Here is a 26,295-nt window from a genome sequence, read left to right as displayed (position 1 = left end):
GAGCGACGGAGGCCTGACCGGACCGATGGCCGACGATCCGACATCCGTCTCGAACGAGTTCTCCGGTGGCGACAGTGACGTGGTGGTCCAGGCCGGGACCGTACACGGTGGCCTGCACCTGCACGGTCCCGGGCGTTCCTTCCCCCCGCCCCGTCAGCTTCCGTACGGGGTACCGGGATTCGTCAACCGCGCGCACGAGCTGGCGATGCTGGACGCCCTGCACCCACGGCCCGCCGACGGATGCGACGATGGGCCGGCCGTCGTCACGACGATCATCGGGGGCCCGGGCGTGGGGAAGACCGCGCTCGCCCTGCACTGGGCGCACCGGGTCCGCCGGCACTTCGTGGACGGCGATCTGTACATCGACATGCGCGGCTACAACAGCGGCAGTGCGCTGGGACCCGAGCAGGCCCTGACCGCCTTCCTCCGAAGCCTCGGCGTGGAGGCCGATCGCATTCCGATCGACGAGCAGGAATGCGCGGCCTTGTTTCGGTCGATGGTCTACGGAAAGAAGCTCCTGATATTTATCGACAATGTTTCGTCGGTCAAGCAGATCAGGCAGGTGATTCCCGCCTCACACTCCAGTCTCGTACTGATCACCAGCCGCAACAGGCTTTCCGGTCTCGTCGCAAGGGAGGGGGCAGCACGTGTGACTCTCGACGTACTGTCGCTTCAGGAGTCCGTGCGGCTTCTGCGTGAGGTGATCGGGCCGTTACGGGTCGACGCGGAGCCCGAGGCGGCCCGGCGAGTGGCTCAGCTCTGCGGCTGTCTCCCCCTGGCACTGCGGGTGGTGGGGGAACGCGCGGCCGGTCGGTCCATGATGCCGCTGGGTGAACTCGTGGACGAACTCCTCCAGGAACAGGAGTTCCTCGACGCCCTGGCCGATCGGGAGGACGAGCTCAGCGATGTGCGCGCCGTCTTCTCGTGGTCCTACAGGGCGCTCCCGGAGGAGGACCGGAGAGCTTTCCGCCTGCTGGGGCTGCACGAGGGAAAGGTGCTGTGCAGCGGTTCCGCGGCGGCGCTTCTCGCGGTCACCCCGGCGGTCGCGCGGCGAAGACTCGGCGCACTCGCCGACGTCCATCTCCTCCAGGAGACCGCGAGGGACAGATACCGCATGCACGATCTGCTGCGTTCCTACGCGGTGGAGCAACTGTCGGCCGACGAGCCACGGGAGGAGAAGACCCGCGCTGTCCGCCGGGTTCTCACCTGGTACCTGCTGAGCGCCGACGCGGGCCGGAAGGCGATTCTTCCGCACTCACACTCCATTCCCTTGGTGCCGGCGGGCGACCAGGTGCGACCGGTCGAGCGTTTCGGTGAGGCCGCCGACGCGATGCGGTGGTTCGACACCGAACGCGACAACCTGCTGTCCGCCCTGCGTCAGGCGGTCGCCTGGGGTCAGTACGACATCGCGTGGATGCTGCCCGTGGTGGCTGACGGCTTCTTCGAGCTCGGGGCGAACTGGTCGGACTGGAAGCACGTGCACGAGCTCGGTCTGGACGCAGCGCGCCTGGTCGGCAGCTCGCTGGGCGAGGCGTCGAACCTGTTGTCCCTGGGTGATGTGCACTGGCGGTCCGGTGCGTATGACGTCGCCGTCGACAGCTACCGGCGGGCCGCGGATCTCAGCCGGGAGATCGACGATCCGTGGATGCTGGGGTTCTCGCTGCGGGGCCTGGGGCTGGTGGCCCTGGAGCAGGGCGATCCCGGCGCCGAGGCGCACTTCGAGGCCGCGCTGGCCGTGTTCCGCGAGCACGGTGTCAGGCGGGGCGAGGGCATGAGTCTGCTCAGCCTCGCGGAGTGCGCCCATGGCCGCGACGAGTACGCCGAGGCCGCCGCGCTCTGCCGTCAGGCCATCGGCTTCTTCCACGCGATCGGCGACCGCTGGAGCGAGGCGTGGGGTGCGCTCCCTCTCGCCGACAGTCTCAGCGAGCTGGGTGAGTTCCCTGTGGCGGCAGAGCACCTCGGACGGGCCCTGACCGTCTTCCGCGAGTTCACCGACCGGCGCAGCGAGGCATCGACGCTCGGCCGCCTGGGCGACGTGTCCTCGGCGCGCGGCGAGCCGGACGCCGCGCGACGTTTCTGGACGCAGGCCGCGGCTCTGTACGAGGAACTCGGCGACGGGCCGGCCGATGTTCTGCGGAGGCGGGCGGAGGACGCCTCCGACTCGGAGAGCGGGGAGGGAGACGGCGGCGGTGATCGAGCCGGGTGAGGTCGTGGTCGAGTGCTGCGCCAAGGAGTCGGCCGCCGCCTGGTTCCGCCAGGTCTGCGAAGTACACGACCGCGTCTTCTCGGCCGAGCCGTTCGCCTGGGTCCCGGAGATGTCCCCCGCGCACGAGGCGGAACTCCGGGACCTGATGGAGGTCGCGGGTTTCCGGCTGGTCGTGGCCCGGCAGCAGGACCGTCTCCTCGGCTACGCCTACGGCCATCCGCTCCCCGTCGATCACGGCTGGTGGGGCGACTTCGACCGGACGCTGCCCGCCGGCCTGGTGGAGGAATGGCCGGGCCGGACCTTCGCCGTCATCAGCCTGGCGGTCCTCCCCGACGGGCGTGGACGTGGCACCGGGAGGCGCCTGATGGCGGAGCTCCTGCGCGACCGTGATGAGCAGCGCGCCATCCTCTCGGTGCAGCCAACCGCCCTCGCGACGCAGCGTCTCTACCGGCATTGGGGGTGGACGAAGGTCGGGAGGAAGGGCCCGCTGGCCGGCGTCACACCGCCCTGTTGGGACGTCTACATCTGTGATCTGGGTGTCGCGCACCAGTAGCCGGGCTCCAGGCTTCATCAGTCGGGGCGGAGTCCGGCCAGGGCGCTGAGCAGGGCTGCCATACGCTCGGCGCTGTCCGCGCTTCCGGCCCCGAGGGTAAGCCTGCGGTAAGGATGTGCCAGGAGGACATAGTGGGAGACGTACCCGCCCCCCTGGCGGTAGTGGCCGGAGACCCAGGTGCTCTTCGCCCTGATCTCGTGGATGGCGAGTTCCTCGTAGGTCAGGCGTCCGCCGCGCTTTGGCAGATGGACCGCCGTGTCGGTGAAGACGAGGTAGCCCTCATGACTCCGCCATACAGGTAGGAAGTTGTTGAAGAGGTGCAAGTAGTGGCCTCGGTCCTGGTAGCCGAGCACCTTCTCCCCGGACGCGCCCGGCATGGCCTTCCGCAGGCCTCTCAGGGCCGGGTCGTCGTCCGGCGGCCTGATCACCAGCCCCAGCGCCAGCGGTGCGCTGCGCAGGACGCGGCAAATGTCCTCCGTGTCCGCGGGGGCGGGTGGTCTGCCGGTCACCTTGTCCGGGACCGGATGCTGGGGGTTGAGGGCGACCGTCACGGGTCTTTTGAGGAAGAGGGACGCCGTCGGCTGCTGGGCCTGCCCCACGAAGCGCTGTCTGAGGTACTCCGCCAGGTCGGGGAGGGATACGACGCCGTCCCGGTCGAGGTCGGCGTCTCCGGTCCTGAGCCCTTCGACCAGTGCGGTGACGTACAGGGAGGTGCGGGGCGCGCCGACCCTGCGGAGCTTTCCCGAGGGTTCCATCGCCGCCTGCACCTCGTCGGCGGAGGTCAGTACGGCGAAGCCGGAGCCTGCTTCTTGCAGGCGGGCTCCCAGCCCTACGGAACTGGGCCCGCGGTGGGTGAGGACGCGCTTGACCCGTCCGCTGTAGCAGCAGTCGATGCTGAGGACGATCTGTTCCGAGGCACAGACCTCCAGTAGTTCGGCGAGCAGGGCGACGGAGAATCCGGTGGCCTCGATGTGCTCGCTGCGCGAGTCGCGCAGCACCAGGTGGAGGCGGAAGGTGTCGTCCAGCCAGCCGTGGCAGGAGAAGTGGACGAACAGGACGTCGGTCCGCTTCGCCTCCTTGAGCAGCGCCGACACGGCGAGTCGCGCCTCCGACGCGGTCACGTCGAACAGCCGCTGCACCGTGTAACCGCCGATGTCCTGACGCGACAGCACGGTGCTCAGCTCGGCGAGGTCGTGGAAGGGTGCGGCGAGTTCGGCGAAGGACGGGTCCTGGTAGCGGGAGCAGCCGATCAGCAGGGCACGCCGCTCGGTCATGACGAGTCCCGCTGCCCGTCCGGCGGGGTTCCCTGGTCTTCAGGCGCGGGGTCCGGGTCGTCCGGGGAGTCTTCCCGGCCGTCCAGCCAGGAGTCGATCAGCCGCCGCTGGTCCTCGGCGGACAGTCCGGTCACCTCCATCTCCTCACCGCCCCGGCGCCTGAGCCGCACCTTGCGCCCGGGCCGCAAGGCCGACCAGTTGCCGAACAATTGGACGCCCTGCAGGATCACCGCCGCCAGCGGGGCGAACTCGACTGACAGCCGCAGCACTTCGGCGAGACCCTCCCCGGCCCGGGACCCGGGCGGCGGAGGCGGTGCGGGCTTCCGCCGGGCCGTGGTGTCGGGCAGCCCGTTCAGTTCACGCGCGAGCTGGGCGGAGGCCAGCTCCATCGATCTGTCTCCGTCCCCCCGTCCCGGTTCCAGCACCACCTCGAACCCGATCGCCCGGTCGTCTACCCCCATGACCGTCCCCGCCCTTCCGGATGTCGCGTGTGTCTGCTTCCTCAGAGGAAGTGACGGGATATTACCCGTCGACCTGTTTTCCAACTCATCACGACAAATGCCATATCCCGCAGCACGGATGACGTTGTGTCGTCACCGTCCGGGTTGTCCGGGCTGAACCGGGGCAGCCGGTGACGAGGACGGGCTGCCGGGCGGGGGCTGGAGTTCCTGCTGGGCCCAGGCTCCCGCCACCACCGTGGCGAACGCGGTGACGGCGGCGACGAGTACGGTGCCGAGGGGGACCGTGATGGAGGACAGCCGGCGGAAGTTGCGTACCTGGGACCACTTCAGGGCTGCGGCCCGCGCCAGCCACCACTCCCAGGCGAGGCCCAGCCCCATGCAGACGACGAAGGTCTGTCCGGCCAGACCGCCGCAGGCCACCGCCATGTCGTTCCAGGACGGGTTCCGTGTGAACTGCGGGTCCACGGTGAGGGGGATCATGGCCAGCACCTCGGCCGCGACTGCCGCCGCGACGAGGGCGGCTTCGTCGTCTCGACCGTCCTCTCCAAGGCGACCGTGCCGACCATGGCCGGTGCGTCCTGCGACGCGGTCGTCACCCTCCATGTGACCGCGCCGGGCGACTGCGATGCCACCGGCCCCGTTATTCCTCTGAACGACCAGCGCGGGGCTCTCACCTCCACCGTCCAGACCTCGGGGAGCCCTTCCGGCGCATGCTTGAACGCGCTCGCCATGTTGACGCGGACTTCGAGCCGCTGCGGACCGGAACGCCGGGACAGGTGGACGGCGGAGTCTGTCTCCACCCGCACGGGGCTCCGGGACGACTCCTGCGTCACCCTGTCCGCCGGGGCGTCCCAGCTGTCGTAGTCCGCAGCCACTCCGTCACGCTTCACGCTCGCACCCCGGCAGAAGCCGACCCCCATCATCCGCAGCTGGGCCAGCGCCTCGCTTCTGAGGTCGAGGGTGTACGTGCAGCGTTTGCGGACCACCACCTTCTCCCGCGACGCGTCCCAGCCGATGTCGACAGTGAGCTTCCCGGTGCGTTCCTCGTCCTTTCCTCCGCCGGCCGCGTCGGCCGACCCGGCACCGGTCAGGGAGAGGCAGAGCAGCGCCAGCAGCACGACCGCCCCCGCCCCCAGGGACCTCGGCCGTGGCGCACGTCTGCTCGCCGGACACTCCACGTGACAGCACCCCCCGTGCGGCACGCAGCGCACGTGGACGTTCCCCCACCGGACGTCAGCACTGCGGCTCCGCCATGATGGCCCCGCTCGCCCCTCCCCGGGGCCTCTTCGTCGGAAATCGCCCCTTGATGCGGATCGGACCGGTTGGTGGGAGGTGGCTGGCAGGATGGTGCGGTGGGCCGTGTGGGCCCGTGAGTCAGCGTTGAAGGAGTGGGCCGAGGGTGACGGCTACGGCTGAGGGGACGGGGTCCGGGCTGGACCGGGCGCGGCTGCTGAAGGATCTCCAGACGCAGGCACGGCTCCTGGAGGACGATCTCCGGGCACGCACCGAGAGCGAGCCGGAGTTCCGGGACGCCCTGCGCGCGGAGTACGAGAAGGCCGTCGCGGCCGAGCGTACGGCCGCCATGTACGAGACGTGGCGGGACGAGCGGGTCGTGCAGATCGCCGCCGCGTGGGTGCTGGCGTGCGTGTTCGTGCGGTTCAGCGAGGACAACGGACTGATCCCGGACGCGTGGCTGTCCGGCCCCGGTGACCGGCTGGCAGAGGCGCAGGACCGGCACGACGACTTCTTCCGGCAGAACCCCTCACTGAACGACCGCGACTGGCTGCTGGCCTCCTTCGAGGCGCTGGCCAAGTCCCACCGGACGGTGGCGGGGCTGTTCGATCCGGCGCACAACCCGTTGTTCGAAGTGCTGCCGTCGTACGAGGCCGCCACGGCGTTGCTCGCGTTCTGGCGGCAGCGCGGCGCGGACGGCGAGGTCGTACACGACTTCACCGACCCCGAGCTGAACACCCGTTTCCTCGGCGATCTGTACCAGGACCTGTCGGAGCACGCGCGCAAGACGTACGCGCTGCTCCAGACGCCGGTGTTCGTGGAGGAGTTCATCCTCGACCTGACGCTGGAACCGGCGGTGGAGGAGTTCGGCCTCACGCCGGCGTGGAAGCACCGGCCCTCCGGGTGGGACGGGGAGGTCTTCCCCGACGGTCCCGGCGGGGAGGAGGTCGTGCGGGGGTTGCGGTGCATCGACCCCGCGTGCGGGTCCGGGCACTTCCTGCTGGGGATGTTTGAGCGGCTGCTGGGCAAGTGGCGGGAGGCCGAGCCGGGCACGGAGGCGTGGGTGCTGGTGCGGCGGGCGTTGGAGTCCGTCCACGGGGCCGACAAGAACCCGTTCGCTGTGGCTATCGCGCGGTTCCGGTTGCTGGTGGCCGCGCTGAAGGCGGGGGGCGTACGGGAGTTGAGCGCGGCTCCTGGGTTGCCTATTCGGGTGGCTGTGGCGGACTCGTTGTTGCATGGGCGGGGTGCGGAGACGGTTACGGAGGCGCTGGACACGCTGTTCGCGGAGAACGAGCAGTTCTTTTACCGGACGGAGGATGTGGAGGGGTTCGCCCGGGAGGTGGATCTGCTCGGGCGGGGGTCGTACCACGTGGTGGTGGGGAATCCGCCGTACATCACTGTCAAGGACGCGAACGAGAACAAGAACTACAAGGCGGCGTATGACGCTTGCTATCGACAGTATGCGTTGTCGGTGCCGTTTGCTCAGCGGATCTTCGAGTTGGCGGTTCGGGCGGGGGGTGAGCATCGGGATGGGGGGTTTACCGGGCAGATCACCGCTAATTCATTTATGAAGCGGGAGTTCGGGAAGAAACTGATTGAGGAGTTTTTTCCACGCATTGACCTGACGCATGTTATTGATACGTCGGGTGCGTTCATTCCGGGACATGGGACGCCGACAGTTATTCTGACTGGGCGGAATCAGGTAGCTCGACAGAGTGAGGTCGTGCGGGCTACTCTTGGGGTTCGGGGAGAACCAGGCCAACCGACTGACCCCGAGAAGGGCGTCGTATGGCGGGCGATCGTAGCCCAGATCACGTCGCCATCGAGTAAGTCAGAATGGGTTACGGGATCAAGTGAACCTCGTAATCGGTTCGCGCAATTCCCTTGGTCGCTACAGGGAGGCAACGCGAAAGGTCTTCTGAATGCGCTGGAAGCAACTAGCGAAGAGACTCTCGAGCAGCACGTTAATACCATCGGGCGAACGACACACACCGGAGCAGACGGTGCATATTTTGCGCCTCAAGGAGCCTGGAACAGGCACCATGTCCCTGAAACGAAAAGGGTCCCACTCGTCGAAGGCACAGTCGTTCGCGAATGGACAATCCTTCCAGCAACCGAAGCGCTTTTCCCTTACGCCGAAGACCTGAAAGCTGAAATCGGAAGTCCACATATCTACCGACTCCTATGGCCCTTGCGCCTAGAACTCCGTGAGCGCAGGGAGCCAGCTGGCACACACGAGGAGATCGGTCTCACCTGGTACGAGTGGAGCCGATGGCATCCTGAGCGATATGCCACACCACTGAGCATTGCTTACGGAGAAGTAGCCACTCACAACCACTTTGTTATGGATCGCGCCAGGAAGGTGTTCAATAGGACTGCCCCCGCCATCAAGCTACCGAAAGGCGCCGGCGAAGAACGACATCTGGAATTGTTGGGGGTATTGAATTCTTCGACCGCTTGCTTCTGGATGAAGCAAGTAAGCCACGTTAAGGGTGGTAGCGGAATCGGACGGGGAGTACAAGACGAGGCTTGGGAAAATCGCTACGCCTTCAACGCCACGAGGCTCCGGGGGCTCCCGCTGCCAAATCAACTTCCGCTCGCCCTGAGCCAAGAACTCGATGCACTCGCCCGAGAGTCAGCCAAGTACACACCCTCTACCCTCGCAGGCGACGCCGCACCCACCCGTAAAGCCCTGAACGAAGCACGCCGCACCCAGGAGCAAATCCGCGCCCGCATGATCGCTCTCCAGGAGGAACTGGACTGGACGGTCTACGGCGCGTACGGGCTGCTCACCACCGAAGAAGTCACGCGGACCACGGCGGAAGATTTGCCGGAAGTTGCGCTCGGTCAGCGGGCCTTCGAGATTGCACTCGCTCGCAAGGTGGCCACCGGGGAAGCCGAGACCGCCTGGTTCGAGCGGCACGGGTCCACCCCTGTCACTGAGATCCCCGCACACTGGCCCGAGGCATACCGCAAGGTCGTCCAGGCCCGGATCGATCTCATCGAAGCCAACAAGGACATCCGGCTCATCGAGCGGCCCGAGTACAAGCGCCGCTGGTCCATCGAGCCGTGGGAGAAGCGGGAGGCTGCCGCGCTCCGGAGCTGGCTGCTTGATGCCGCCGAGCGTGAAGACCTCTGGTTCGAGGAGCGGGACGGGTTCACCGTGCCTCGGCCGCTTACCGTCAACCAGCTTGCCGATGAGCTGCGACATGATCAGGACGTGCAGGCCGTTGCCGCGCTCTACGCTGCTGATCACCTCGGCAAGCGGGACGCCTCCCTCGCCACCGTGCTCGCCGCCGTCATCGAGGCCGAGCACGTGCCCTACCTCGCCGCCCTCCGTTACAAGGACTCCGGGCTGCGCAAGCGGGCGCAGTGGGAGCAGGTCTGGGAGCAGCAGCGGGAAGAGGACCGGACCGGGAAGCGGCTCGACATCAAGGTGCCGCCGAAGTACACCAGTGCCGACTTCCTCAAGAACTCCTACTGGTCCAACCGCGGCAAGCTCGACGTGCCCAAGGAGCGGTTCATCTCCTACCCCGGTGCCTCCCCCGAGGCCGACGGCTCGCTGCTGCTCGGCTGGGCCGGCTGGAACCATCGCGACCAGGCCGACGCCCTCGTCGGACTGATCCGCAGCCGTGTCGAGACCGGCGGCTGGACTAAGGACGACCCCCGTTTCGTGCCGCTCCTCGCCGGTCTGCGTGAGGTGATGCCCTGGGTGCACCAGTGGTACGGCGAGTACGACGAGGAGTGGGAGGGCAACCCCGCCGAGGAGTTCCAGGCCGCCCTCGACGCCGGCCGCGCGGAGCGCGAGCTCTCTGAGGCGGATCTAGTCAACTGGCGCCCCGAGAAGAAGGCAGGTGGGCGGCGCAAAAAGAGCGAGTGAGCCCCCAGGCGCGAGTGAGGGCGGTGGGGAGCGCAAAGGGCTTTCCACCGCCCCTCGTTCGTCTCAGACGCCTGCGGCCATCCGCACAAACGCCGTCCACTGGTCAGACGGCACATTGAGGATCGCCGCGTCCGGGCACTTGGAGTCGCGGACCAGTACGGCCGTACCGGCGTCCGCGACCTCGACGCAATCACCGCCGTTGCCCGCGCTGTAGCTGCTCTTGAACCAGCGCAGTTCGCCAGCGGCAGGCACGGGGCTGCCTGTCTTCATAGCTCTCCCAACAGCTTCTAGATGAAAGCCAGCGACTCCCTGGGAGTCAACGCCTGGGCCGCCAGGACTCTGTACGTCGCCTCCAACGGACTGACCTTCTTCGGGTCCGAGTACAGGGCACTTGTGTCCTGCACCTCCATGTAAGCCATCCTGCGCTGATCGCCGAGATGGATCGATGTGAAGGGGCCCGCCAGTCCCGCGTGCTCCTCGCGCCGCGTCGGCATGATCTGCAACTCGACATTGCGTTCATGCCCGTACAGAAGCAATTGTTCCAGTTGGCCCCGCAGCACCTCCCGACCTCCGAGAGGTCGCTGCAGAACATGCTCCTCGATGACGAAGCTCAGCAACGGAGCAGGCCGACGAGCGAAGAGCTTCCGGCGTTCCATCCGTGCCGTCACGCCCTGCTCGATCGTCTCCTCGTCCAGCAGCGGACGCCACATGCGGAAGACCGCGCGTGCGTATTCCTCCGTCTGCAAGATCCCCTTGACCACATGGTCGGAATAGGCGTGCAGCTCAACCGCCTGCGCCTCCATCTCCGCATAGCGTCGGAAGAACCCCGGATACCGAGCCTTCGCCACCTCCCCCTTCATAGCCGCCAGCAACCCCCGCCCGCCCACCTCCCGATCCACCGCGTCCACCAGCTCCGGGCGGGGAATCCGCCGCCCCTGCTCCACCGCCGCGATCTGCGCCTCGCCGTACCCGACCCGCTCGCCCAACTGCGCCTGTGTCAGCCCCGCGGCCTCCCGCAGCAGCTTCATCTGTCGTCCGAAGCACCGCAGGAACTCCCCGTTCGAGTCGGCGCCCGCCCCGCCCTCCGTGCCCGCATTCGAGTCCGCTCCCGACTCCATCGCACCCGCCCCCTCAGCACATCCGTCCACCGGTCGCCCGTGCCCGCACAGTAGGACGCCCGCGCGTCAACCACGCCGAGAGCGAAGCACGTTACGTCGCACGAGTGAACGCCTGCGCGGGCGCCGATAGGCAGGGTCGACAGCACCCAACGAACATGCCGAGTGGCCGGGCTTCAGCTCGCCGAAGGACTACGGTCGCACCGGTTTCCACTCCCGGCCGTCCGGGTCCCACCGCCACAGGGTGACCTCCGCATCACCCGTCACCCAGGCCTCCCAGGACTTCCGGGATCCGTCCCAAGAGATCCCGACCCGTTGGCTCCCGAAATGCTCGAACGTCACGCCCAAGAGCACCTGCACTGCTTCCGCTGTCTCGACCGGATCGCGCGGCAGCCTGATCCTGATGTTCGTGTCGCTCACCTGCAGCACGTAGTCGAAGTTCCGATCGCCCACCAGCGAAGCGGTCTCCTCCCGCCTCCTGCGGAGCAGGGCGACCACCTTCTTCGGGGCCTGCGCGGACAGGAAATCGGCGACCTTGCCTCCCAGGGCTCCCGTGACCGCTTGCAGGAACGGCACGAGCGCGAGAGTCACCGTCACGGAGACGATGTCGACGCTTCCCCCGCCCGACCCCGTCCCTTCACCGGCGCTGTGCGCACTGTGCCTGAAGGAGTGGTCGATTCTCGCCGAAACCAGCTCTGGGTTGACGACAGCAATGCGATCCCAGTCGGACCCCTCCATGTACATCCTGGTAGTCATGACCCGAAGCCTCATCAGCGCATTGGCGACGAGCAAGGGCGCACAGAAGCGCGTCGGCGTACGAGCACGGGCCCGGCGGATGAGGCATCAGGGCGGACAGGTCGACGAGGGCGAGAGCCGGCACCCCCTTGAACGACCTTTCACTCAACGCGTCCATCCACACACGCAGCGTGCGGTAGCGTCGCCCCGACAACACGTCTTCGCCGCGCTTAGCCGAGCGCAAGAAGACGGCCCCCGCGACGGTAGCCGCCGTCCGCGAGGGCCTGAACCACCAGTGGAAACGGACTCCACCGTGATTTACCGGCACCATATCGCGCCCCCGCGCGCCTTCACGCAGTTCTCCCATGACCTCATCCGGCACCCCCGGCTGTCCTCCGACGCCGTGCGGTTGCTGACCTGGCAGCTCTCGCTCCCCGAGGGGGCGCGCGAACCCCTGTCGCGCACCGCCGAGCGCGCCCGCATCGGCGCGTGCGCCTTCACGCGGGCCAAGCGGCAGCTCAAGGAAGAGGGGTTCGTGCACGAGCGGCGGGTCCAGGGGCCCGGCGGGCACTGGGTGACGCAACAGCTCGTGTCCAACGTGCCGTTGAGCGACGCCGAGGCCGTCAAGATCCTCGCCAGGATGCCCGTCCACACGCCCTCCGCCGCCGTGTCGCCGCAGGTCTCTCCGAGTCCCCGCATTCCGGCGGCCGGTGCTCCGACCCCTCGGCCCACCGACGGTCATCCAAGAACAGACCCCGGGGAAAACACCTCCCACCGTCCCGCCGAGCCGGAGCCAGAGCCAAAGCCGGAACCGGAAGCGGAACCGCAGCCGGACGCCGCTCCGCACGCAGCCGACGCCCCCGAAGCCGCCCGCGCTCTCGTAGCCGCCCTCCCCCGCCTCTCCCCCGACCTGCGCCGCATCCCCCGGGGCATGTACGACGAACTGGCCCGGCACGTCTCCCGCTGGCTCGCGGCCGGTCACACCCCCACCGACATCCGCACGCACATCCTGCGCGGCCTCCCCGACGACGGCACCCCCGTCCACCGCCCCGGCGGCCTCCTGCGCTATCTGCTCCGGGACGTGCCACCCTCACCCACCCCAAGCGGCACCGCTCCGGCCGCCGCCCGCCCATCGAGCCGCCTCGCCGCCCTCCGCGAATGCGAGGGCGACCACGTACAAGCGACCCTCTTCCGGCCCATGGGCGACGAAAACCTCTGCCGTCGCTGCCTCGACTCGCCACCACCCAATGCCGGGCCGCTGGACAGCGGCACGGTGGCGCACCAGCTGAAGGAACACGTCTGAGCAGAGCGGGAACATCGCCGCAAAAAGCAGAGGCCCGTCTGAACTCCTGGCGGGCCTCGCACCGGCTCGCCAGAAGAAGCATGGTGATCTCCGTACACGTACCAGCAGCTCCGAACAGTCACCAAGAGGTACGAAGTGACCGCATACCGCCATGACGGGCCCCCGGCACGCCCAGCCCACCCTGCCGAACCCTTGGCTGTCAGGCAGGACGGATGCATATTCTTCGCCACTTCTCCTGTCCGATCCCTCTCGTCCGGGTGAAAGCGCCGGGGCTGAGCGTCACCATGGACTCGGGCACTGCGTACCGTGGCGTGATCGGAACGCGTGCAGGGGGAAGGAGGCGTGACATGAGCGCGGAGCTCGAAGTGAAGCTGAGAGGCCCCCACGCCGGCATGGACGCGCAGGAGTCACTCCGCACCGTGCAGAGCGTGCTGTCACTGCTGCGCGAGCTGGAGAACACCGAGACGGAGCGGTCGAGCCGCCACCACACCCGGTGGTCCTTCAGCGAGCTGGGTCTGGGCAGCGTGACGTGTGTCCTCGAACCCCTGCGGATCGGTGAGCACTCCGATTACCGGGTCGTGGAGCGGGTGCTGCACACAGCCGTGTCAGGGCTGGCGGAAGCCGAGACCGCGGAACGGATTCCGACCGGCTGGACCACCCGTGCGGCATCGATGGGGCAGCGGATCGCCCGCTCTCTCGGAGCCTCACCCGATATCGGTATGTTCATCGCGGTACGTGCTGACGGAGTCGCGCTGCGGACAGCTGAGGTCACCCAGCGGACAGCGCTTCATCTCCAGGCCGCCACCCGTGCGAGGCTGCGCACGTTCGGTTCACGACGTGGACGCCTCAGCGGGCTTGTGGAGGAGAGGCGTCACCGCCCCCGGGCCGTGCTGCGAACCGAGGTCGGTGGCGAAGTGGTTCCCGTCTACTTCGACGACGATCTGGACACCGACCTGCGGCGGGCATGGCGACGCGACCGGGTGGAGATCACGGGGGAGATCACCGAGAACGCCTACGGGCAGGTGGTGCGGATGCGGGCGCGAGAGATCGCACTCCTTCCGACGGAGCCGCAACTCTCGGACGACGAGCTGCGGGCCGGCTTCTGGGCGGACATGACCGACGGCCAGGACTCGGTGGACTACGTGGAGGCTCTGCGTGAGGGAAACTGACCGCCCCGAGTCGGTCTACCTGGACAGCAACTGCTTCATCGACTGGGCCCAGGGCACGGGCTGCCCGCGCGAAGCCGAGAGCCTGTTGCGGGCCGCCAAAGCCGGGCACCTACGCCTCTACACGTCCACCGTGACCCTGGCCGAAGCACGCGGTACCTCCGCGAGCGCCCATCGGCTACGTATTCGCACCCTGCTCCAGGAGCCCTACATCACGCTGGTGGAGGTGACACGCCGAGTCGGTCTCATCGCCAACGACATCACGGCGGAGAAACCGAAGATCCGGGGACTGGACGCCATCCATCTGGCAAGCGCGATCTTCGCCGGAGCCGACGTCTACGTATCACGCAACTTCCGCGACTTCACGCCCGGGGACATGTGCAAGGGGGTTCTGTTGCGCACACCCTTCGAGTACGGCGGCCCGGGACTCTTCTCCGCCTCGGACACCGATTGAGCTCGCCCTGCGAGCGCTCAGCCGAGGACGCCGAAGAGACATGGCTCAACCGGCTGGCCGACGAAGCGGAGTCCGAAGGCACTGAGGGCTCGGTTTCCCTCGAAGAGATGGCCGTTCTGCTCCGCAGCCGGCAGCCCTGACGCGCACGGCCCCCACCGGCCTGCCCGGAGGTCAAGGTCACCCCCGACAGGCCCGACACCGTCGCCCGCCGCCCCGACAGACGGCCGCCGTGGGGGCGTCGTACCTGGTGAGCGGGGGGACAGGCGCGGGATCTTCGGGGCATGACCACTTCCCCCCGCACGGAGCGGCGGTCCGCGCTGCCGCTCCCGCTCGCCGATCAGACGGTGTTCTCATTCCGCTTCACCGCCTCGCCCCGCGGCGCCCGGCTCGCCCGCCGGCTCTCCTCATGCCAGATGGACGCCTGGGGCTGGCGGTACGGCACCCCGGCGCACGACTCCGTCGAGCTGATCGTGGCCGAACTGGCCGCCAACGCCGCGACCCACGGCCGGGTCCCCGGCCGGGACGCCAAGCTGCGACTCAGCCGGGAGGACGGCGGGCACGTACGCATCGAGGTGAGCGATGTGCGGGGCGAGCGGCTGCCCGAGATGCGGGCCGCCGGAAGCGGGGAGGACGGCGGGCGGGGGCTGGTCCTGGTGGCGGCCCTGGCTGAGGAGTGGGGAACGGCCCCACGCCCAGGTGCCCCCGGCAAGACCGTTTGGGCCGTGGTAGCCGCCGGGCCGGTCCTCGGGTGAGCCGGGGACGGTCCCCGCACCGTCAGTAGCGGTACCGGGCCTTGATGATCACGACTTCCTTCTCGGTGGCCCGGTAGACAAGGCGGTGCTCGTCGTCGATCCGGCGCGACCAGTAGCCCGACAGGTCGCCCTTCAACGGCTCCGGCTTGCCGATACCCGTGAAGGGGTCCCGCTGGATCTCGGCGATCAGGCGGACGAGCTTGCGGAAGAGCTTCCTGTCGGCGGCCTGCCAGTACAACAGGTCCTCCCAGCCGGTGGGACGGAACCGGACGTCCCTCACTCGCCGTCCTCCGCCATGGCCTCCAGCTCCGCCATGCTGCTGGTGATCACCGGGGTGTCGGCGGCCTTGTCCGCGGCGACGGCCGCCATGAGGTGGGCGGCATTGGCGGGCGAGCGCAGCAGGTAGACGGTCTCCTGCCAGGAACGGAAGTCGTCGGCCGACATCAGTATGGCGTTGCCACCCCTGGAGGTGATCTCCACGGGCTCATGGTCGTCGTTGACCTGCTGGATCAGCGGGAAAAGCCTGGCCCGGGCCTCACTGGCGGTGATGGACATGCCGCTCCTCCTCAGACTGGTACCGAAATCTCGTACCAATCGAATGGTACAGGGACCCGGTACAAGTCGCACGGCCTCGGCCTTCCCGACCGGGATTCCCGCCCCGGCTGGCAGGATAAGGAGAGCTGTAAGGGGCCCCGGTTTCACCGTGGGGCCCGGAACGAGGCCCGGCCGCGGGGGTGGCCGGGCGTGTGCTGTGGGGAGTGGGAGCGGCTGATGGCCAGGGGCGCGGGCGAGACGGTCGTACTGAGGGACGTTCTCGACATCAAGGAGGACGTCTACGCCGGCGACTTCAAGGTCGAGCTGTCCCAGGGGTTCAGCGGCCGGTCCGCGGGGCGGGTCGAGGAGTACGTGGTCACGCCGCAGCTCCAGGAGCAGTTCGGCAAGGCGCTGAAGCTGATCCGCGGCGCCGTCCGCAAGAACGCCTCGTACGCCGCCTACCTGCACGGATCGTTCGGCGCCGGTAAGTCCCACTTCCTGACCGTGCTGCACGCCGTGCTCAACGGCGAACCCGCCGCGCGTGCCAAGCCGCGTCTTCGGGAGGTCATCGCCGAGCACGACGAGTGGCTGCGCGGGCGGCGGTTCCTCATGGTGCCTTACCACCTGGTGGGCGCGGCCAACCTCGACGAGGCGCTGCTCGGCGGGTACGTACGGGCCGTACGGGAACAGCACCCGGACGCGCCGACGCCGACCGTGTTCCGCTCCGACGCCATGCTGGCCGACGCCCGCCGGATGCGGGAGCAGCTCGGCGACGACGCCTTCGTGCGGCTGCTGCCCGCCGACAGCGGTGGCGGCGGGGCGGACGAGGACGACGACGAGCTCCAGGTCATCGGCGCGGGCGGCGCCTGGACCGCGGCCGAGCTGGACGAGGCTTTCACCGCGCCCGCCGGTGACGCGCGCCGGGAGCGGCTGGAGTCCGCCCTGCTCACCGGGCCGATGCGGTCGTACGCGGAGAGCGCGCGCGGTGACGCCGCGAAGTACGTGCCGCTGGAGAACGGACTGGCCGCGATCAGCCGGCACGCCCGCTCACTGGAGTACGACGGCGTGGTGCTCTTCCTCGACGAGCTGGTCCTGTGGCTCCAGGCGCACATGCGGGACCGGACCTTCGTCAACAGCGAGATCCAGAAGCTGGTGAAGCTGATCGAGTCCGGCGACGCGGACCGGCCGGTGCCGATCGTGTCGTTCATCTCGCGTCAGCGCGACCTGTCCCAGCTCGTCGGCTCCGACGTGCTCGGCGCCGACGTCAAGGCGATGGAACAGGCACTCGAATACCTCAACGAGCGGTTCGACACGGTCGACCTGGAGGACCGCAACCTGCCGGAGATCATCAAGGAACGGGTGCTGAAGCCGCTGCCCGGCAAGGACGCGGTCCTGGAGGCCGAGTTCGCGAAGATCGACCGGACCGGGCAGCAGGTCAAGGACATCCTGCTCGACGGCAGCGGCGCCACCCAGGCCGACTGGACGGACTTCCGGGCCGTGTACCCGCTCTCCCCGGCGCTGCTGAACGTGCTGGTCGCGCTGTCCGGCGCGCTCCAGCGGGAGCGGACCGGTCTGAAACTCGTGCAGCAGCTGCTGGAACGGAACGCCGACGCCGCCGTCGGCCGGCTCATCCCGCTGGGCGACCTGTGGGACGTCCTCGTGGACGGCAGCGGGGCCGCCTTCACCGACAAGCTGAAGCGCGAGTCGGAGGCGGCGGTGAAGTTCGCCGCGAAGGCGCGCGCCCACCTGCTGGAGAAGTACGGCTCGGACACACACGCCGACTTCCAGGCCGACGAGCGGTTCGTGAAGACGATGCTGCTCGGCGCGCTCGCCCCCGACGTGCCCGCGCTGCGGCGGCTGACCGGGGCGCGGCTCGCCGCCCTCAACCACGGCTCGGTGCGCTCGCGGACCGTGCCCGCCGGGGACGTCGTCGTGCGGCGGATGCGGGACCTCCAGGCCGCGTTCCCGTCCGAGGTGCGCTCCGACGGCGAGGCCGACCCGGTGTTCTCGCTGCACCTGTCCGACCTCGACATCGAGCCGCTGCTCGAGGCCGTCGCCGAGGAGGACAAGGCGGGTGTGCGCCGGGTGTGGCTGCGGGACCGGCTGTGGGAGGCGATCGGTGTCCGCGACGGGCAGTTCGTCGCCGAGAAGGAGATCGTCTGGCGGGGCACCCGGCGCATCGCCGAGTTCGTCTTCGGCAACGTGCGCGACCGGGCCGACCTGCCCGACGAGCAGTTCACCCCGGCGACCGCGGGCAACGTGCGGTTCGTCGTCGACTACCCCTTCGACGACGGCGACCACTACCCCAGCGACGACTACCACCGCGTCGAGGAGCTGAAGAAGGCCGGTGCCGCACCGACGCTGGTGTGGCTCACCGACTTCTTCTCCGACCAGCGCCGCGCCCAGCTCGGCCGGCTGATGCGCATCACCTTCCTGCTGGAGCGGGACCGGCTCGCCGACTACACCGGCACCTTCCCGCCCGACGACCGGGCCAAGGTGCGGCGACAGCTCGAGGTGGCCCGCGACACCCTCACCGACCAGCTGACCGGTGCGCTCGCCGAGGTCTACGGCCTGGCCCGGCCGACCGACTCCAACCCCGGGCCCGAGGTGCCGGACGGGCGCCATGTGCTGTCGCTCCAGCCGGAGTTCGCGCAGCCCAGGGAGGAGGGCGGCAAGGGCTTCGAGGCCAACGTTTTGCACCTCTCCGACGGCATGTTCTCCGCGCTGTACCCGAAGCACCCGGACTTCGGGACCGACCGCACCGGGCAGCGCAAGGCGGTCACCCCGGCCGAACTGCGGACCACGCTGGAGTGGATCACCCGCGCGATGGACGAGGGCGGACGGGCCAACAACGTCGACAGCCACCACCTGAAGACCGTCAAACGAATCGTGGAACCGCTGGAACTCGGCACCGTGCACGACGGGCCGCTGGTGATGCGGAGCGACTGGCGCACCCGCGTCAACCAGGTCGCGGCCGGGCACCGGCAGCGCGGCGACCTCGACGTCGAGGACATCCGGACCTGGATCACCAAGGATCTCGGGTACGCCGGACTCGACAAGCTCACCGGCAACCTCCTCATCGCCGCCTACGCACTGCTCGACGACCGTGCCTGGGTGCTGCGGGGCGGCCCGGAGCGGGAGGCGCCCGCGCTCCAGGAGATCGGCCCCGGCTGGTCGCTGCGAGCGCAGCCGCTGCCGAGCGACGAGGAGTACGCGGCGGCCCGGGAGCGGGCCGCCCGGCTGTTCGGGGTGTCCGCCAAACCCGCGCTGTACGCGCGCAACGTCAACCGGCTCGCCGAGGACCTGCGCGCCCGTGCCGAGGCGTGGGAGCGGGACGTCGCCGGGGTGCGGTCCTCGCTGGAGCGGCACGCCGCGCTGCTCGGACTCGACGCCCCCGGTGAGGCCGCTCCCCGTACCGCGATCCTGCGCGAGGCGGCCGGGCTGCTGGCCCGGCTCTCCCGGCACGGCGGCGACGCCACCGCGCTGGTGCGCGAGCTGGCCGCCTTCTCCCCGGCCACCGGCGAGCGGGATCTCAACACCGCCATGGGCAGCGCGGGCGAGGTGCTGGCGGCGCTGGACGCCACGGACTGGCCCGCGCTGCGCAACGTGCACGGGCTGACCGGCCGCGAGGACGGCGTCGGCGACCGCGCCCGGCGGCTGTTCACCGAGATCGCGCAGACCGCGCGTGCCTCCGAGTTCGAACGGTCCCTGGTGCAGGTGCTCCCGGGGGTCCGGGAGCAGGCCAACGCCATCATCAACGCGGCGCTGAAGGTGGAGAGCGTCGTCACCGACCGGCCGCCGCAGCCCGCCGCCCAGGACGTGCGGGTCAGCGAGCCGGAGGTGGCCACCTCCCACCCCGTCGTACCGCCGCAGCCGAAGGCGGGCCCGGACACCCCCTCGGACTCGTCCACTGACACGGACACGGCCGGGGACGGGGACGGTACGCCGCCGCGCCGCTCCGGGCGCCGGCTGATCCCCGCCGGGGGTGACGCGACCGCGCTGGAGCAGCGGCTCGCGGCGCAGCTGGCGGCCGTCCAGGAGGAGATCCGCACCTTCCGGGCCGCGCACCCGGACGCCGACGTCGAGATCGTGTGGCGGCCGGCCGAGAAGGCGGGCGCGGACCGGGAGGCGGGAAACTCCTGGGCGGCCCATACCCCGGGAACGGCCGAGGACCCGAGGGCGGCCTACCGCACCCGCACGGCTGAGGACACCGAGCAGGCCGACGGCCCCCGCGCGCCCGGAGACTCCGGGGAGGTGCGCTGATGCCCACGCGGCCCGCCGCCGGGCGGCGTGCCATCGAAGTGCTGCTGGAGGCGGAGCTGCCGCGCGCCGAGGGGCGGCGGCTGGTGCTGGTCGACGCCGTGTGGGCGGACGGCGACAAGGAGCGGGACTTCACCGTCCAGATCGACGGCACCGCACGCCCCGTGCACGTCACCGACCAGGACTCGCCGCTCGGCATCACCGAGGCCTGGCAGCGCCACCTCACCGGCACCGGCCCCGACGGGGACGGCATCCTCGTGGTCACCGGCAGGGTGCCCGCCGACCAGCTCGGCTGGGACCTGCGCGGCCACGCGGTGCGCCGCCGCCCGCTGGCCGTGGACCGGGCCGGCATCGTCACCCAGCTCTTCGGCGCGGAGAACCTCGACACCCGGATGGTCCGGGAGGAGTGGCTGCTGGACGCCCTCCTCGACGCCGAGCCGTCCGGCGGCTGGCCACGCGTCGGTGGCGTCCTCACCCGCGACCGGGCTCTGCGGGCCCTGCTGGCCGCCCGGACCGGCCTCGGGGACACCGGCGCCGACTCCCTCGACCTGGACGCCGACACCCTCTTCGACTGGAGCCGGGGCCCGGCCGGACCCCGCCGGTTCGCCGAACTGGCCGAACCGGAACGTGCCGGGCTCACCGAGTGGCTGGCTCAAGTGACGGGGCCCGCCGCGCCCACCCTGCTCGCCCTGGCAGCCGACGGCCGCGGAGCGGACGCGCTGCCGCTCGGCGCGCTCGCCGCGGCGGCCCTCGGCTGCCCGGCCGCGGCCGACGCGGGGTTCGCCCTCGGCACCCTCTTCGGCAGTGCGCTCGGCTCGCTCGACGCGCTCACGCCCTTCGCCGCCGCCGCCACCGGTGTGCTCACCCGGTGGATCGCCCAGGCGGAGGCGGGCGGCCCCGCCGGGGCGGACGCCCGCGCCCGCGTCGTCGCCGTACTGGAGCGAGCCGACCAGCTCGCCGGCACCGCACGGCTGACACCGCTGCTCACCGAGGACCGGCTCCTGCCCTCCGGGTACCGGACCCGGCTGCGCGACCTCGCCACCACCCTCGACGGACGTCCGGGGGCCGCACAGGACGCGCTGCGCCGGCTCGCCGACCACCAGCTCGCCGCGCTGTACGGCGAGTCCACCGAACGCGCGCGGACCGCCGTACGCCTGGTGCGGTGGCTCGACGCCCCGGAACCCGCCGTCTCCTCGGTGGGACAGGCCGTACGGCAGCACCTGCGGTCCACCGGCCGGGTCGACCTGGCCACCGGCATCCTGGCCGAAGGCGACGCCTCCCGGGACGGGGTGCTCGGGGAGGCGTACCACCGGCTCATCAGCCGGGTTCGGGACCGGCGGCGGCAACTCGACGAACAGTTCGCGCAGCTCCTGGCCACCTGGACCGAGGCCGCCTCCCAGCAGGCGCCGAACGGGGCCCTGCTGATCGAGGACGTGCTCGCGGAGGTCGCCGCGCCCCTCGCCCGCGACGGTGGACGGCCCCTGGTCCTCGTCCTCGACGGGATGAGCGCCGACGTGGCCGTGGACCTCGCGGCGGGGCTGGACCCGCGCGCATGGACGGAGATCTGCCCTGCCGTGGACGCCGGACGCCGGCCCGGCCGGTTCGCCGCCGTGGCGATGCTGCCCACCGTGACGCGTGTCAGCCGCGCCTCCCTGCTCTGCGGCACCGCCGCCGACGGCGGGCAGGACGTGGAGCGCGCCGGGTTCACCGCCTTCTGGAAGAAGCGCAGGCGCAGCGCCGTGCTCTTCCACAAGGGCGGGTACGAGGGAACGGCCGGCCACCGGCTCGCACCCGCGCTGCTGGAGGAACTCGCCCACGATGAGCGGATCGTCGGGGTGGTCGTGAACACCATCGACGACGCCCTCGCCGACGGACGGGAGAACGGACGGGCCCGGTGGCGCACCGCGGACGTCGCCAGACTGACCGACCTCCTCGACGCGGCCCGCGGCAGCGGTCGGCCGGTCCTGCTCGTCTCCGACCACGGACACGTGCTGGACCGCGGCCCCCGTGACGCGGGCCCCAGCACCGCCGAGGGCGTGCAGGGAGCCCGCTGGCGCACCGGGGACGCCGGGCCCGGCGAGGTCCACCTGGCCGGGCCCAGAGTGCGGGCGGCCGACGGGCGGATCACGGCGGCGTGGCGCGACGACCTGCGCTACACCGCCCGCCAGGCCGGTTACCACGGCGGCGCGTCCCTGGCCGAGGTCACCGTGCCCGTGCTCGCCTTCGTCCCGTCCGACAGCCGTATCCCCACCGGATGGACGGCGCTTCCGGCCGAGGACACGGTGCCCGACTGGTGGCGGGGCGGCACGGAGCCGGTCGCCGAGTCCGCACCCGAACCGAGGGTGCAGGGGCGCGGACGCAAACAGACCGCCCCTCAGGAGGAGAGCCTCTTCCCGCAGCCCGGCCAGGGCACCCTCGGCGAGGAGACGGTGCGCAGCGCGGCGTACCGGTCGCAGCGCGAGTTCGTGCGACTGCCGCCCTCCGACACCGCCGTGGCCGCCGCGCTCGACGCGCTGCTCACCGCCGGCGGCAAGCTCTCCCCGGCCGCCGTCGCGGCAGCGGCACAGACCGCGACGGGCAAGTCGCAGCGCAACCCCGAGCGGTTCGTCACCGTGCTGGAGCGGCTTCTGAACATCGACGGCTACCCCGTACTCCAACTGCTGGAGTCGGGCCGCACCGTCCACCTGGACAGGGAGTTGCTGCGGCAGCAGTTCACCGGAGGCACCACTTCATGAGCAGCATCCAGGGGGACGCGTCCGACGGACGGCCCGGTGTCAGCGCCGCACGCGCCCGTGACGTCGTCGACGCGCTGCGTCGCGGCACCGTGCCGCACCAGGGGCTCGGGCTGTTCGCCGTCGGGCTCGACCGGTTCGCTGAAGCCCTCGACGACGACCTGGCCACCGTCGCCCGCGGCGGCTCCGCCTTCCACGCCCTGCGCGGGGAGTACGGTTCCGGCAAGACGTTCTTCGCCCGCTGGCTCGCCGAGCGGGCCAAGCGCCGCGGCCTGGCCGTCAGCGAGGTGCAGATCTCCGAGACGGAGACACCCCTGCATCGCCTGGAGACCGTCTACCGGCGGCTCACCGAGCGCCTCACCACCGCCACCCACCCGCCGTCCGCGCTGCGCGCCGTCGTCGACTCGTGGTTCTACGCGCTGGAGGAGGAGGTCCTCGACTCCGGGGCGGCCGAGGAGGACGACGAGACCGGGCTCGGCCGCGCCGTGGACGAGCTGTTGGAGCGCAGGCTCGCCGACGTCGCCCGAACGACCCCCGCCTTCTCCGCCGCGCTGCGCGGCTACCGCGACGCCGTGGCGGCCGGGGACGGGGCCCGGGCCGAGGCTCTGATCGCGTGGCTCGGCGGGCAGAAGTCCGTCGCCGCCGCGGCCAAGCGTGCGGCCGGGGTGCGCGGCGACCTGGACCACTTCGGTGCCCTCGGCTTCCTCCAGGGACTGCTGACCGTCCTGCGGGACTGCGGTCACCCCGGACTTCTGCTCGTGCTCGACGAGGTGGAGACCCTGCAGCGCGTGCGCGGCGATGTACGGGAGAAGTCGCTCAACGCGCTGCGCCAGTTCCTCGACGAGATCGACGCGGGCCGGTTCCCCGGACTCTTCCTCGTCATCACCGGCACCCCCGCCTTCTACGACGGCCAGCAGGGCGTACAGCGTCTCGCACCGCTCGCCCAGCGGCTGGCGACCGACTTCACCACCGACCCGCGCTTCGACTCCCCACGCGCCGTACAGCTCCGGCTGACCGGCTTCGATCTCGCGTCCCTCGGCGAACTGGGCCGCAAGGTGCGGGAGGTGTACACGGTGACGGCCAGCCATCCCGAGCGCGTCGCCTCGCGCGCGGACGACGCCTACCTCGGCGAACTGGCACGGGCGGTGACCGGTTCGCTGGGCGGAAAGGCGGGCATCGCCCCCAGGCTCTATCTGCGCAAGCTGGTGGCCGATGTCCTCGACCGGGTCGACGCCTTCGACGACTTCGACCCCCGGCGGCATTACACGCTCACGGTCAACAGCGCGGAACTCGACGAGGTGGAGCGCAACGCGGCCGCACGTGCGGGCGACGTGGAGCTGGAGCTGCCGTGAGCGGCGAGGCGCTGGACCTGCTCGACCCGATCCTCACCCATCACATCGTCAACTCCCTCGGCTGGCGCTCGCTGCGGCCGTTGCAGCAGGAGTCGATCGAGCCGGTGCTCGCCGGACACGACGCCGTCCTGCTGGCACCAACCGCCGGCGGGAAGACCGAAGCCGCCGTGTTCCCCTTGCTCACCCGCGCGCAACGGCAGGGCTGGAAGGGCACCGGCATCCTGTACGTCACACCGCTGAAGGCCCTTCTCAACAACCTGCATCCGCGTGTCGAGACCTACAGCGGATGGGTGGGGCGCACCGCGGAGCTGTGGCACGGCGACATCGCCTCCACCCGACGCCGCCGCATCCTGGCGAACCGCCCCGACGTCCTGCTCACCACGCCTGAATCACTGGAGGCGATGCTGGTGAGCCCCCACGTGGATCACCGGGTCTTCTTCTCCGGACTGCACAGCGTGGTCGTCGACGAGGTGCACGCGTTCGCCGGTGACGACCGTGGGTGGCACCTGCTCGCCGTGCTGGAACGTCTCCAACGCGTCATCGGGCGGCCGGTACAGCGCATCGGCCTGTCGGCCACCGTGGGAAACCCGCGTGAGCTGCTGGACTGGTTGCAGGGTTCGGGTCTGGGACGGCGGCCGGGGCGGGTCGTCGCTCCGGGAGTGGAGGTGCCGGACACCGGCATCCGCGTCACGCCCTCGTCCCCGCCCCCGGGCGACGTGGAGCTGGACTACGTCGGCTCCGTCGCCAATGCCGCCACCGTCATCTCGGCCCTGCACAGAGGTGAGAAGCGCCTCGTCTTCTGCGAGAGCCGGCGCACCGTCGAGGAGTTGGGCGAGCAGCTCCGGCTGCGGGGCGTGACCACCTTCCTCTCGCACGCCTCCCTCTCCACCGACGAACGACGCCGTGCCGAGGCGGCGTTCGCCGAGGCCCGGGACTGCGTCATCGTCTCCACCAGCACCCTCGAACTCGGCATCGACGTCGGCGACCTGGACCGGGTGATCCAGCTCGACGCCCCGGCGACGGTCGCCTCGTTCCTGCAACGCCTCGGCCGCACCGGACGCCGCCCCGGCACCCGGCGCAACTGCCTCTTCCTCGCCCTGGACGACGAGGGCTTCCTGGCCTGCGCCGCCCTGCTGCTGGCCTGGTCACACGGCTGGGTGGAGCCGGTGACACCGCCTCCCGAACCGCGCCACCTCGTGGCCCAGCAGCTGCTCGCCCTGTGCCTCCAGGAGCACCGGGTCGGGGAAAACCTGTGGCAGGAGTGGTGGGGTGGCCTCGGCGTGTTCGGCACCTCCGCCGAACCCGTCGTACGGCACCTGGTGGAACAGGGCTATCTGGAGCGGGATTCGGGCACCCTGTTCATCGGGCCGGAGGCCGAACGCCGCTTCGGCCAGCGGCACTTCATGAACTTGACGGCCTCGTTCACCGCGCCGCCCGAGTTCACCGTGCTGAGCGGACGGACCGAGATCGGCCGCACCGACCCGGACCTGCTCACCGAGGAGTCCGACGGCCCGCGCAAGCTGCTGCTGGCGGGCCGCAGCTGGCTGGTGACGTACATCGACTGGCGGCGTAGACGCTGCTTCGTGGAACCCGTGGACGAGGGCGGACGCGCCAAGTGGAGCGGCTTCGGGGCGCAGCGCGTCCGGTCCTTCACCCTGGCCCGTGCCGCGCGTGACGTGCTGCTCGGCGGGGACCCGCCCGTGTCCCTGACGCGCAGGGCGGAGGCGCGGCTGGCGGCGGCCCGGGAGAAGTACCTGGAGGTGGTGCACCCGGCCGGCCCGGTCATCACCCGCCGGGGCGACGGCGACGTGCGCTGGTGGACCTGGGCCGGGCACCGGGCCAACGCGACCCTGGCCGCGTCGCTTCCGTCGGTCGCCCTGCGTCACCGGCTCCTCGACGACCGCTTCATCCGGCTGCGCGACGACGTCACCCCGCAGTCGTGGCGGACGGCGGTGGCGGATGCCGCCGCGGGCCTGACACTGCCGGACGTGGACCCGCACGCCGTGCGAGGCCTGAAGTTCGCGGAGGCACTGCCCGTGCGGCTCGCGGAGGCCACGCTCGCCGCACGGCTGGGGGATGCTGCCGGGTCACGTGCGGTGTTGGCGGAGCCGGTCCGATTCCTCCTGCGTTCGGACGGCTGAGGTTCAGCTCGTCCAGCGGTGTGGTCCGGCCGCCTCTGCGCAGCCGGTCCTCGGTGAGTTCCGCGGTGCGCGCCAGTGGGCTCCTGGACCGTTCCTCGTAGAGCGCCCGGCTCATCGCCACCCCCTTCTGCTCCGGTGTGTAGG

The 26,295-nt window shown here is 70.3% G+C and carries 20 protein-coding genes and 1 pseudogene; 12 read left to right on the top strand and 9 right to left on the bottom strand.

Features of this window, described 5'->3' with window-relative positions; genetic code table 11:
- The first annotated feature begins 25 nt into the window (after nucleotides 1-25).
- Both ABTX62_RS21680 and ABTX62_RS21675 read left to right on the top strand, forming a co-directional pair.
- On the top strand, nucleotides 26-2,206 hold the full coding sequence (locus ABTX62_RS21680) for an ATP-binding protein (RefSeq protein WP_352117690.1): 2,181 nt from the start codon (nucleotides 26-28) through the stop codon (nucleotides 2,204-2,206).
- The gene (locus ABTX62_RS21675; RefSeq protein WP_352117689.1) at nucleotides 2,190-2,759 is read left to right on the top strand and encodes a GNAT family N-acetyltransferase; all 570 of its coding nucleotides are present in this window, start codon (nucleotides 2,190-2,192) and stop codon (nucleotides 2,757-2,759) included. The genes ABTX62_RS21680 and ABTX62_RS21675 overlap by 17 nt, the downstream gene beginning before the upstream one ends.
- 17 nt (nucleotides 2,760-2,776) lie before the next feature.
- Here the strand turns inward: ABTX62_RS21675 and ABTX62_RS21670 are convergent, their stop codons facing one another.
- The 4 genes from ABTX62_RS21670 to ABTX62_RS21655 all read right to left on the bottom strand — a co-directional run bounded on the left by ABTX62_RS21670 (nucleotide 2,777) and on the right by ABTX62_RS21655 (nucleotide 5,612).
- Nucleotides 2,777-4,033 (bottom strand): caspase family protein, encoded by a 1,257-nt coding sequence (locus ABTX62_RS21670; protein ID WP_352117688.1) that lies wholly within the window; start codon nucleotides 4,031-4,033, stop codon nucleotides 2,777-2,779.
- Entirely contained in the window at nucleotides 4,030-4,494 is a 465-nt protein-coding gene (locus ABTX62_RS21665) for an effector-associated constant component EACC1 (protein ID WP_352117687.1), read from the bottom strand. The genes ABTX62_RS21670 and ABTX62_RS21665 overlap by 4 nt, the downstream gene beginning before the upstream one ends.
- A gap of 132 nt (nucleotides 4,495-4,626) precedes the next feature.
- Nucleotides 4,627-4,974 (bottom strand): hypothetical protein, encoded by a 348-nt coding sequence (locus tag ABTX62_RS21660; protein WP_352117686.1) that lies wholly within the window; start codon nucleotides 4,972-4,974, stop codon nucleotides 4,627-4,629.
- The gene (locus tag ABTX62_RS21655; RefSeq protein ID WP_352117685.1) at nucleotides 4,971-5,612 is read right to left on the bottom strand and encodes a hypothetical protein; all 642 of its coding nucleotides are present in this window, start codon (nucleotides 5,610-5,612) and stop codon (nucleotides 4,971-4,973) included. Before ABTX62_RS21655 ends, ABTX62_RS21660 begins: the two co-directional genes overlap by 4 nt.
- Before the next feature lie 281 nt (nucleotides 5,613-5,893).
- Here ABTX62_RS21655 and pglX point away from each other — a divergent pair, with 281 nt between their 5' ends.
- A complete protein-coding gene (pglX, locus tag ABTX62_RS21650; protein WP_352117684.1) occupies nucleotides 5,894-9,607 on the top strand; it encodes a BREX-2 system adenine-specific DNA-methyltransferase PglX in 3,714 nt (1,237 codons plus the stop codon).
- A gap of 63 nt (nucleotides 9,608-9,670) precedes the next feature.
- On the opposite strand, the gene ABTX62_RS21645 is transcribed toward pglX, so the two are convergent.
- The 3 genes from ABTX62_RS21645 to ABTX62_RS21635 form a co-directional block, all read right to left on the bottom strand.
- Nucleotides 9,671-9,859, bottom strand: a complete 189-nt coding sequence (locus ABTX62_RS21645; protein ID WP_352117683.1) for a DUF397 domain-containing protein — start codon at nucleotides 9,857-9,859, stop codon at nucleotides 9,671-9,673.
- 35 nt (nucleotides 9,860-9,894) lie between these two features.
- On the bottom strand, nucleotides 9,895-10,635 hold the full coding sequence (locus ABTX62_RS21640) for a helix-turn-helix domain-containing protein (RefSeq protein ID WP_352117682.1): 741 nt from the start codon (nucleotides 10,633-10,635) through the stop codon (nucleotides 9,895-9,897).
- A 279-nt stretch (nucleotides 10,636-10,914) separates the two neighbouring features.
- On the bottom strand, nucleotides 10,915-11,514 hold the full coding sequence (locus tag ABTX62_RS21635) for a hypothetical protein (protein WP_352117681.1): 600 nt from the start codon (nucleotides 11,512-11,514) through the stop codon (nucleotides 10,915-10,917).
- Between the two features lie 256 nt (nucleotides 11,515-11,770).
- On the opposite strand from ABTX62_RS21635, the gene ABTX62_RS21630 reads away from it, so the two are divergent.
- The 5 genes and pseudogenes from ABTX62_RS21630 (at nucleotide 11,771) to ABTX62_RS21610 (ending at nucleotide 15,132) form a co-directional block, all read left to right on the top strand.
- Nucleotides 11,771-12,760, top strand: coding sequence for a hypothetical protein (locus ABTX62_RS21630; protein ID WP_352117680.1), 990 nt, complete (start codon nucleotides 11,771-11,773; stop codon nucleotides 12,758-12,760).
- A 347-nt stretch (nucleotides 12,761-13,107) separates the two neighbouring features.
- A complete protein-coding gene (locus ABTX62_RS21625) occupies nucleotides 13,108-13,929 on the top strand; it encodes a hypothetical protein (RefSeq protein WP_352117679.1) in 822 nt (273 codons plus the stop codon).
- Nucleotides 13,916-14,380 (top strand): type II toxin-antitoxin system VapC family toxin, encoded by a 465-nt coding sequence (locus ABTX62_RS21620; RefSeq protein WP_352117678.1) that lies wholly within the window; start codon nucleotides 13,916-13,918, stop codon nucleotides 14,378-14,380. The genes ABTX62_RS21625 and ABTX62_RS21620 overlap by 14 nt, the downstream gene beginning before the upstream one ends.
- 20 nt (nucleotides 14,381-14,400) lie before the next feature.
- Nucleotides 14,401-14,520 (top strand): annotated as a pseudogene (locus ABTX62_RS21615) (prevent-host-death family protein); the annotation flags it as partial.
- Nucleotides 14,521-14,661: 141 nt separating this feature from the next.
- Nucleotides 14,662-15,132, top strand: a complete 471-nt coding sequence (locus ABTX62_RS21610; protein ID WP_352117677.1) for an ATP-binding protein — start codon at nucleotides 14,662-14,664, stop codon at nucleotides 15,130-15,132.
- Nucleotides 15,133-15,154: 22 nt separating this feature from the next.
- On the opposite strand, the gene ABTX62_RS21605 is transcribed toward ABTX62_RS21610, so the two are convergent.
- Together ABTX62_RS21605 and ABTX62_RS21600 are read right to left on the bottom strand one after the other, a co-directional pair.
- A complete protein-coding gene (locus ABTX62_RS21605) occupies nucleotides 15,155-15,412 on the bottom strand; it encodes a Txe/YoeB family addiction module toxin (protein ID WP_352117676.1) in 258 nt (85 codons plus the stop codon).
- A complete protein-coding gene (locus tag ABTX62_RS21600; RefSeq protein WP_352117675.1) occupies nucleotides 15,409-15,687 on the bottom strand; it encodes a type II toxin-antitoxin system Phd/YefM family antitoxin in 279 nt (92 codons plus the stop codon). Before ABTX62_RS21600 ends, ABTX62_RS21605 begins: the two co-directional genes overlap by 4 nt.
- Nucleotides 15,688-15,903: 216 nt before the next feature.
- On the opposite strand from ABTX62_RS21600, the gene ABTX62_RS21595 reads away from it, so the two are divergent.
- The 4 genes from ABTX62_RS21595 to ABTX62_RS21580 are packed head-to-tail and all read left to right on the top strand — an operon-like array spanning nucleotide 15,904 to nucleotide 26,151.
- Nucleotides 15,904-19,929, top strand: a complete 4,026-nt coding sequence (locus ABTX62_RS21595; RefSeq protein WP_352117674.1) for a DUF6079 family protein — start codon at nucleotides 15,904-15,906, stop codon at nucleotides 19,927-19,929.
- The gene (pglZ, locus tag ABTX62_RS21590; protein ID WP_352117673.1) at nucleotides 19,929-22,661 is read left to right on the top strand and encodes a BREX-2 system phosphatase PglZ; all 2,733 of its coding nucleotides are present in this window, start codon (nucleotides 19,929-19,931) and stop codon (nucleotides 22,659-22,661) included. Before ABTX62_RS21595 ends, pglZ begins: the two co-directional genes overlap by 1 nt.
- Nucleotides 22,658-24,010 carry a BREX system ATP-binding protein BrxD gene (gene brxD, locus ABTX62_RS21585; RefSeq protein ID WP_352117672.1) on the top strand — a complete coding sequence of 451 codons (1,353 nt, stop codon included), beginning with the start codon at nucleotides 22,658-22,660 and terminating at the stop codon, nucleotides 24,008-24,010. Before pglZ ends, brxD begins: the two co-directional genes overlap by 4 nt.
- A complete protein-coding gene (locus ABTX62_RS21580; protein ID WP_352117671.1) occupies nucleotides 24,007-26,151 on the top strand; it encodes a DEAD/DEAH box helicase in 2,145 nt (714 codons plus the stop codon). Before brxD ends, ABTX62_RS21580 begins: the two co-directional genes overlap by 4 nt.
- The last annotated feature ends 144 nt before the right edge of the window (nucleotides 26,152-26,295 follow it).

Origin of the sequence: Streptomyces sp. NPDC096046 (assembly GCF_040303285.1) — a bacterium.
Taxonomy (GTDB): domain Bacteria; phylum Actinomycetota; class Actinomycetes; order Streptomycetales; family Streptomycetaceae; genus Streptomyces.
This window is presented reverse-complemented; position numbering and strand designations above follow the sequence as displayed.

Excerpts from the sequence above, each read along its gene's own strand:
- ABTX62_RS21595 (WP_352117674.1), top strand. The coding sequence starts at position 15,904 with ATGGCCAGGGGCGCGGGCGAGACGGTCGTACTGAGGGACGTTCTCGAC.
- ABTX62_RS21670 (WP_352117688.1), bottom strand. The coding sequence starts at position 4,033 with ATGACCGAGCGGCGTGCCCTGCTGATCGGCTGCTCCCGCTACCAGGAC.
- ABTX62_RS21640 (WP_352117682.1), bottom strand. The coding sequence starts at position 10,635 with ATGAAGCTGCTGCGGGAGGCCGCGGGGCTGACACAGGCGCAGTTGGGC.
- ABTX62_RS21600 (WP_352117675.1), bottom strand. The coding sequence starts at position 15,687 with ATGTCCATCACCGCCAGTGAGGCCCGGGCCAGGCTTTTCCCGCTGATC.
- pglZ (WP_352117673.1), top strand. The coding sequence starts at position 19,929 with ATGCCCACGCGGCCCGCCGCCGGGCGGCGTGCCATCGAAGTGCTGCTG.
- ABTX62_RS21665 (WP_352117687.1), bottom strand. The coding sequence starts at position 4,494 with ATGGGGGTAGACGACCGGGCGATCGGGTTCGAGGTGGTGCTGGAACCG.
- ABTX62_RS21610 (WP_352117677.1), top strand. The coding sequence starts at position 14,662 with ATGACCACTTCCCCCCGCACGGAGCGGCGGTCCGCGCTGCCGCTCCCG.
- brxD (WP_352117672.1), top strand. The coding sequence starts at position 22,658 with ATGAGCAGCATCCAGGGGGACGCGTCCGACGGACGGCCCGGTGTCAGC.
- ABTX62_RS21660 (WP_352117686.1), bottom strand. The coding sequence starts at position 4,974 with ATGATCCCCCTCACCGTGGACCCGCAGTTCACACGGAACCCGTCCTGG.
- ABTX62_RS21625 (WP_352117679.1), top strand. The coding sequence starts at position 13,108 with ATGAGCGCGGAGCTCGAAGTGAAGCTGAGAGGCCCCCACGCCGGCATG.
- ABTX62_RS21680 (WP_352117690.1), top strand. The coding sequence starts at position 26 with ATGGCCGACGATCCGACATCCGTCTCGAACGAGTTCTCCGGTGGCGAC.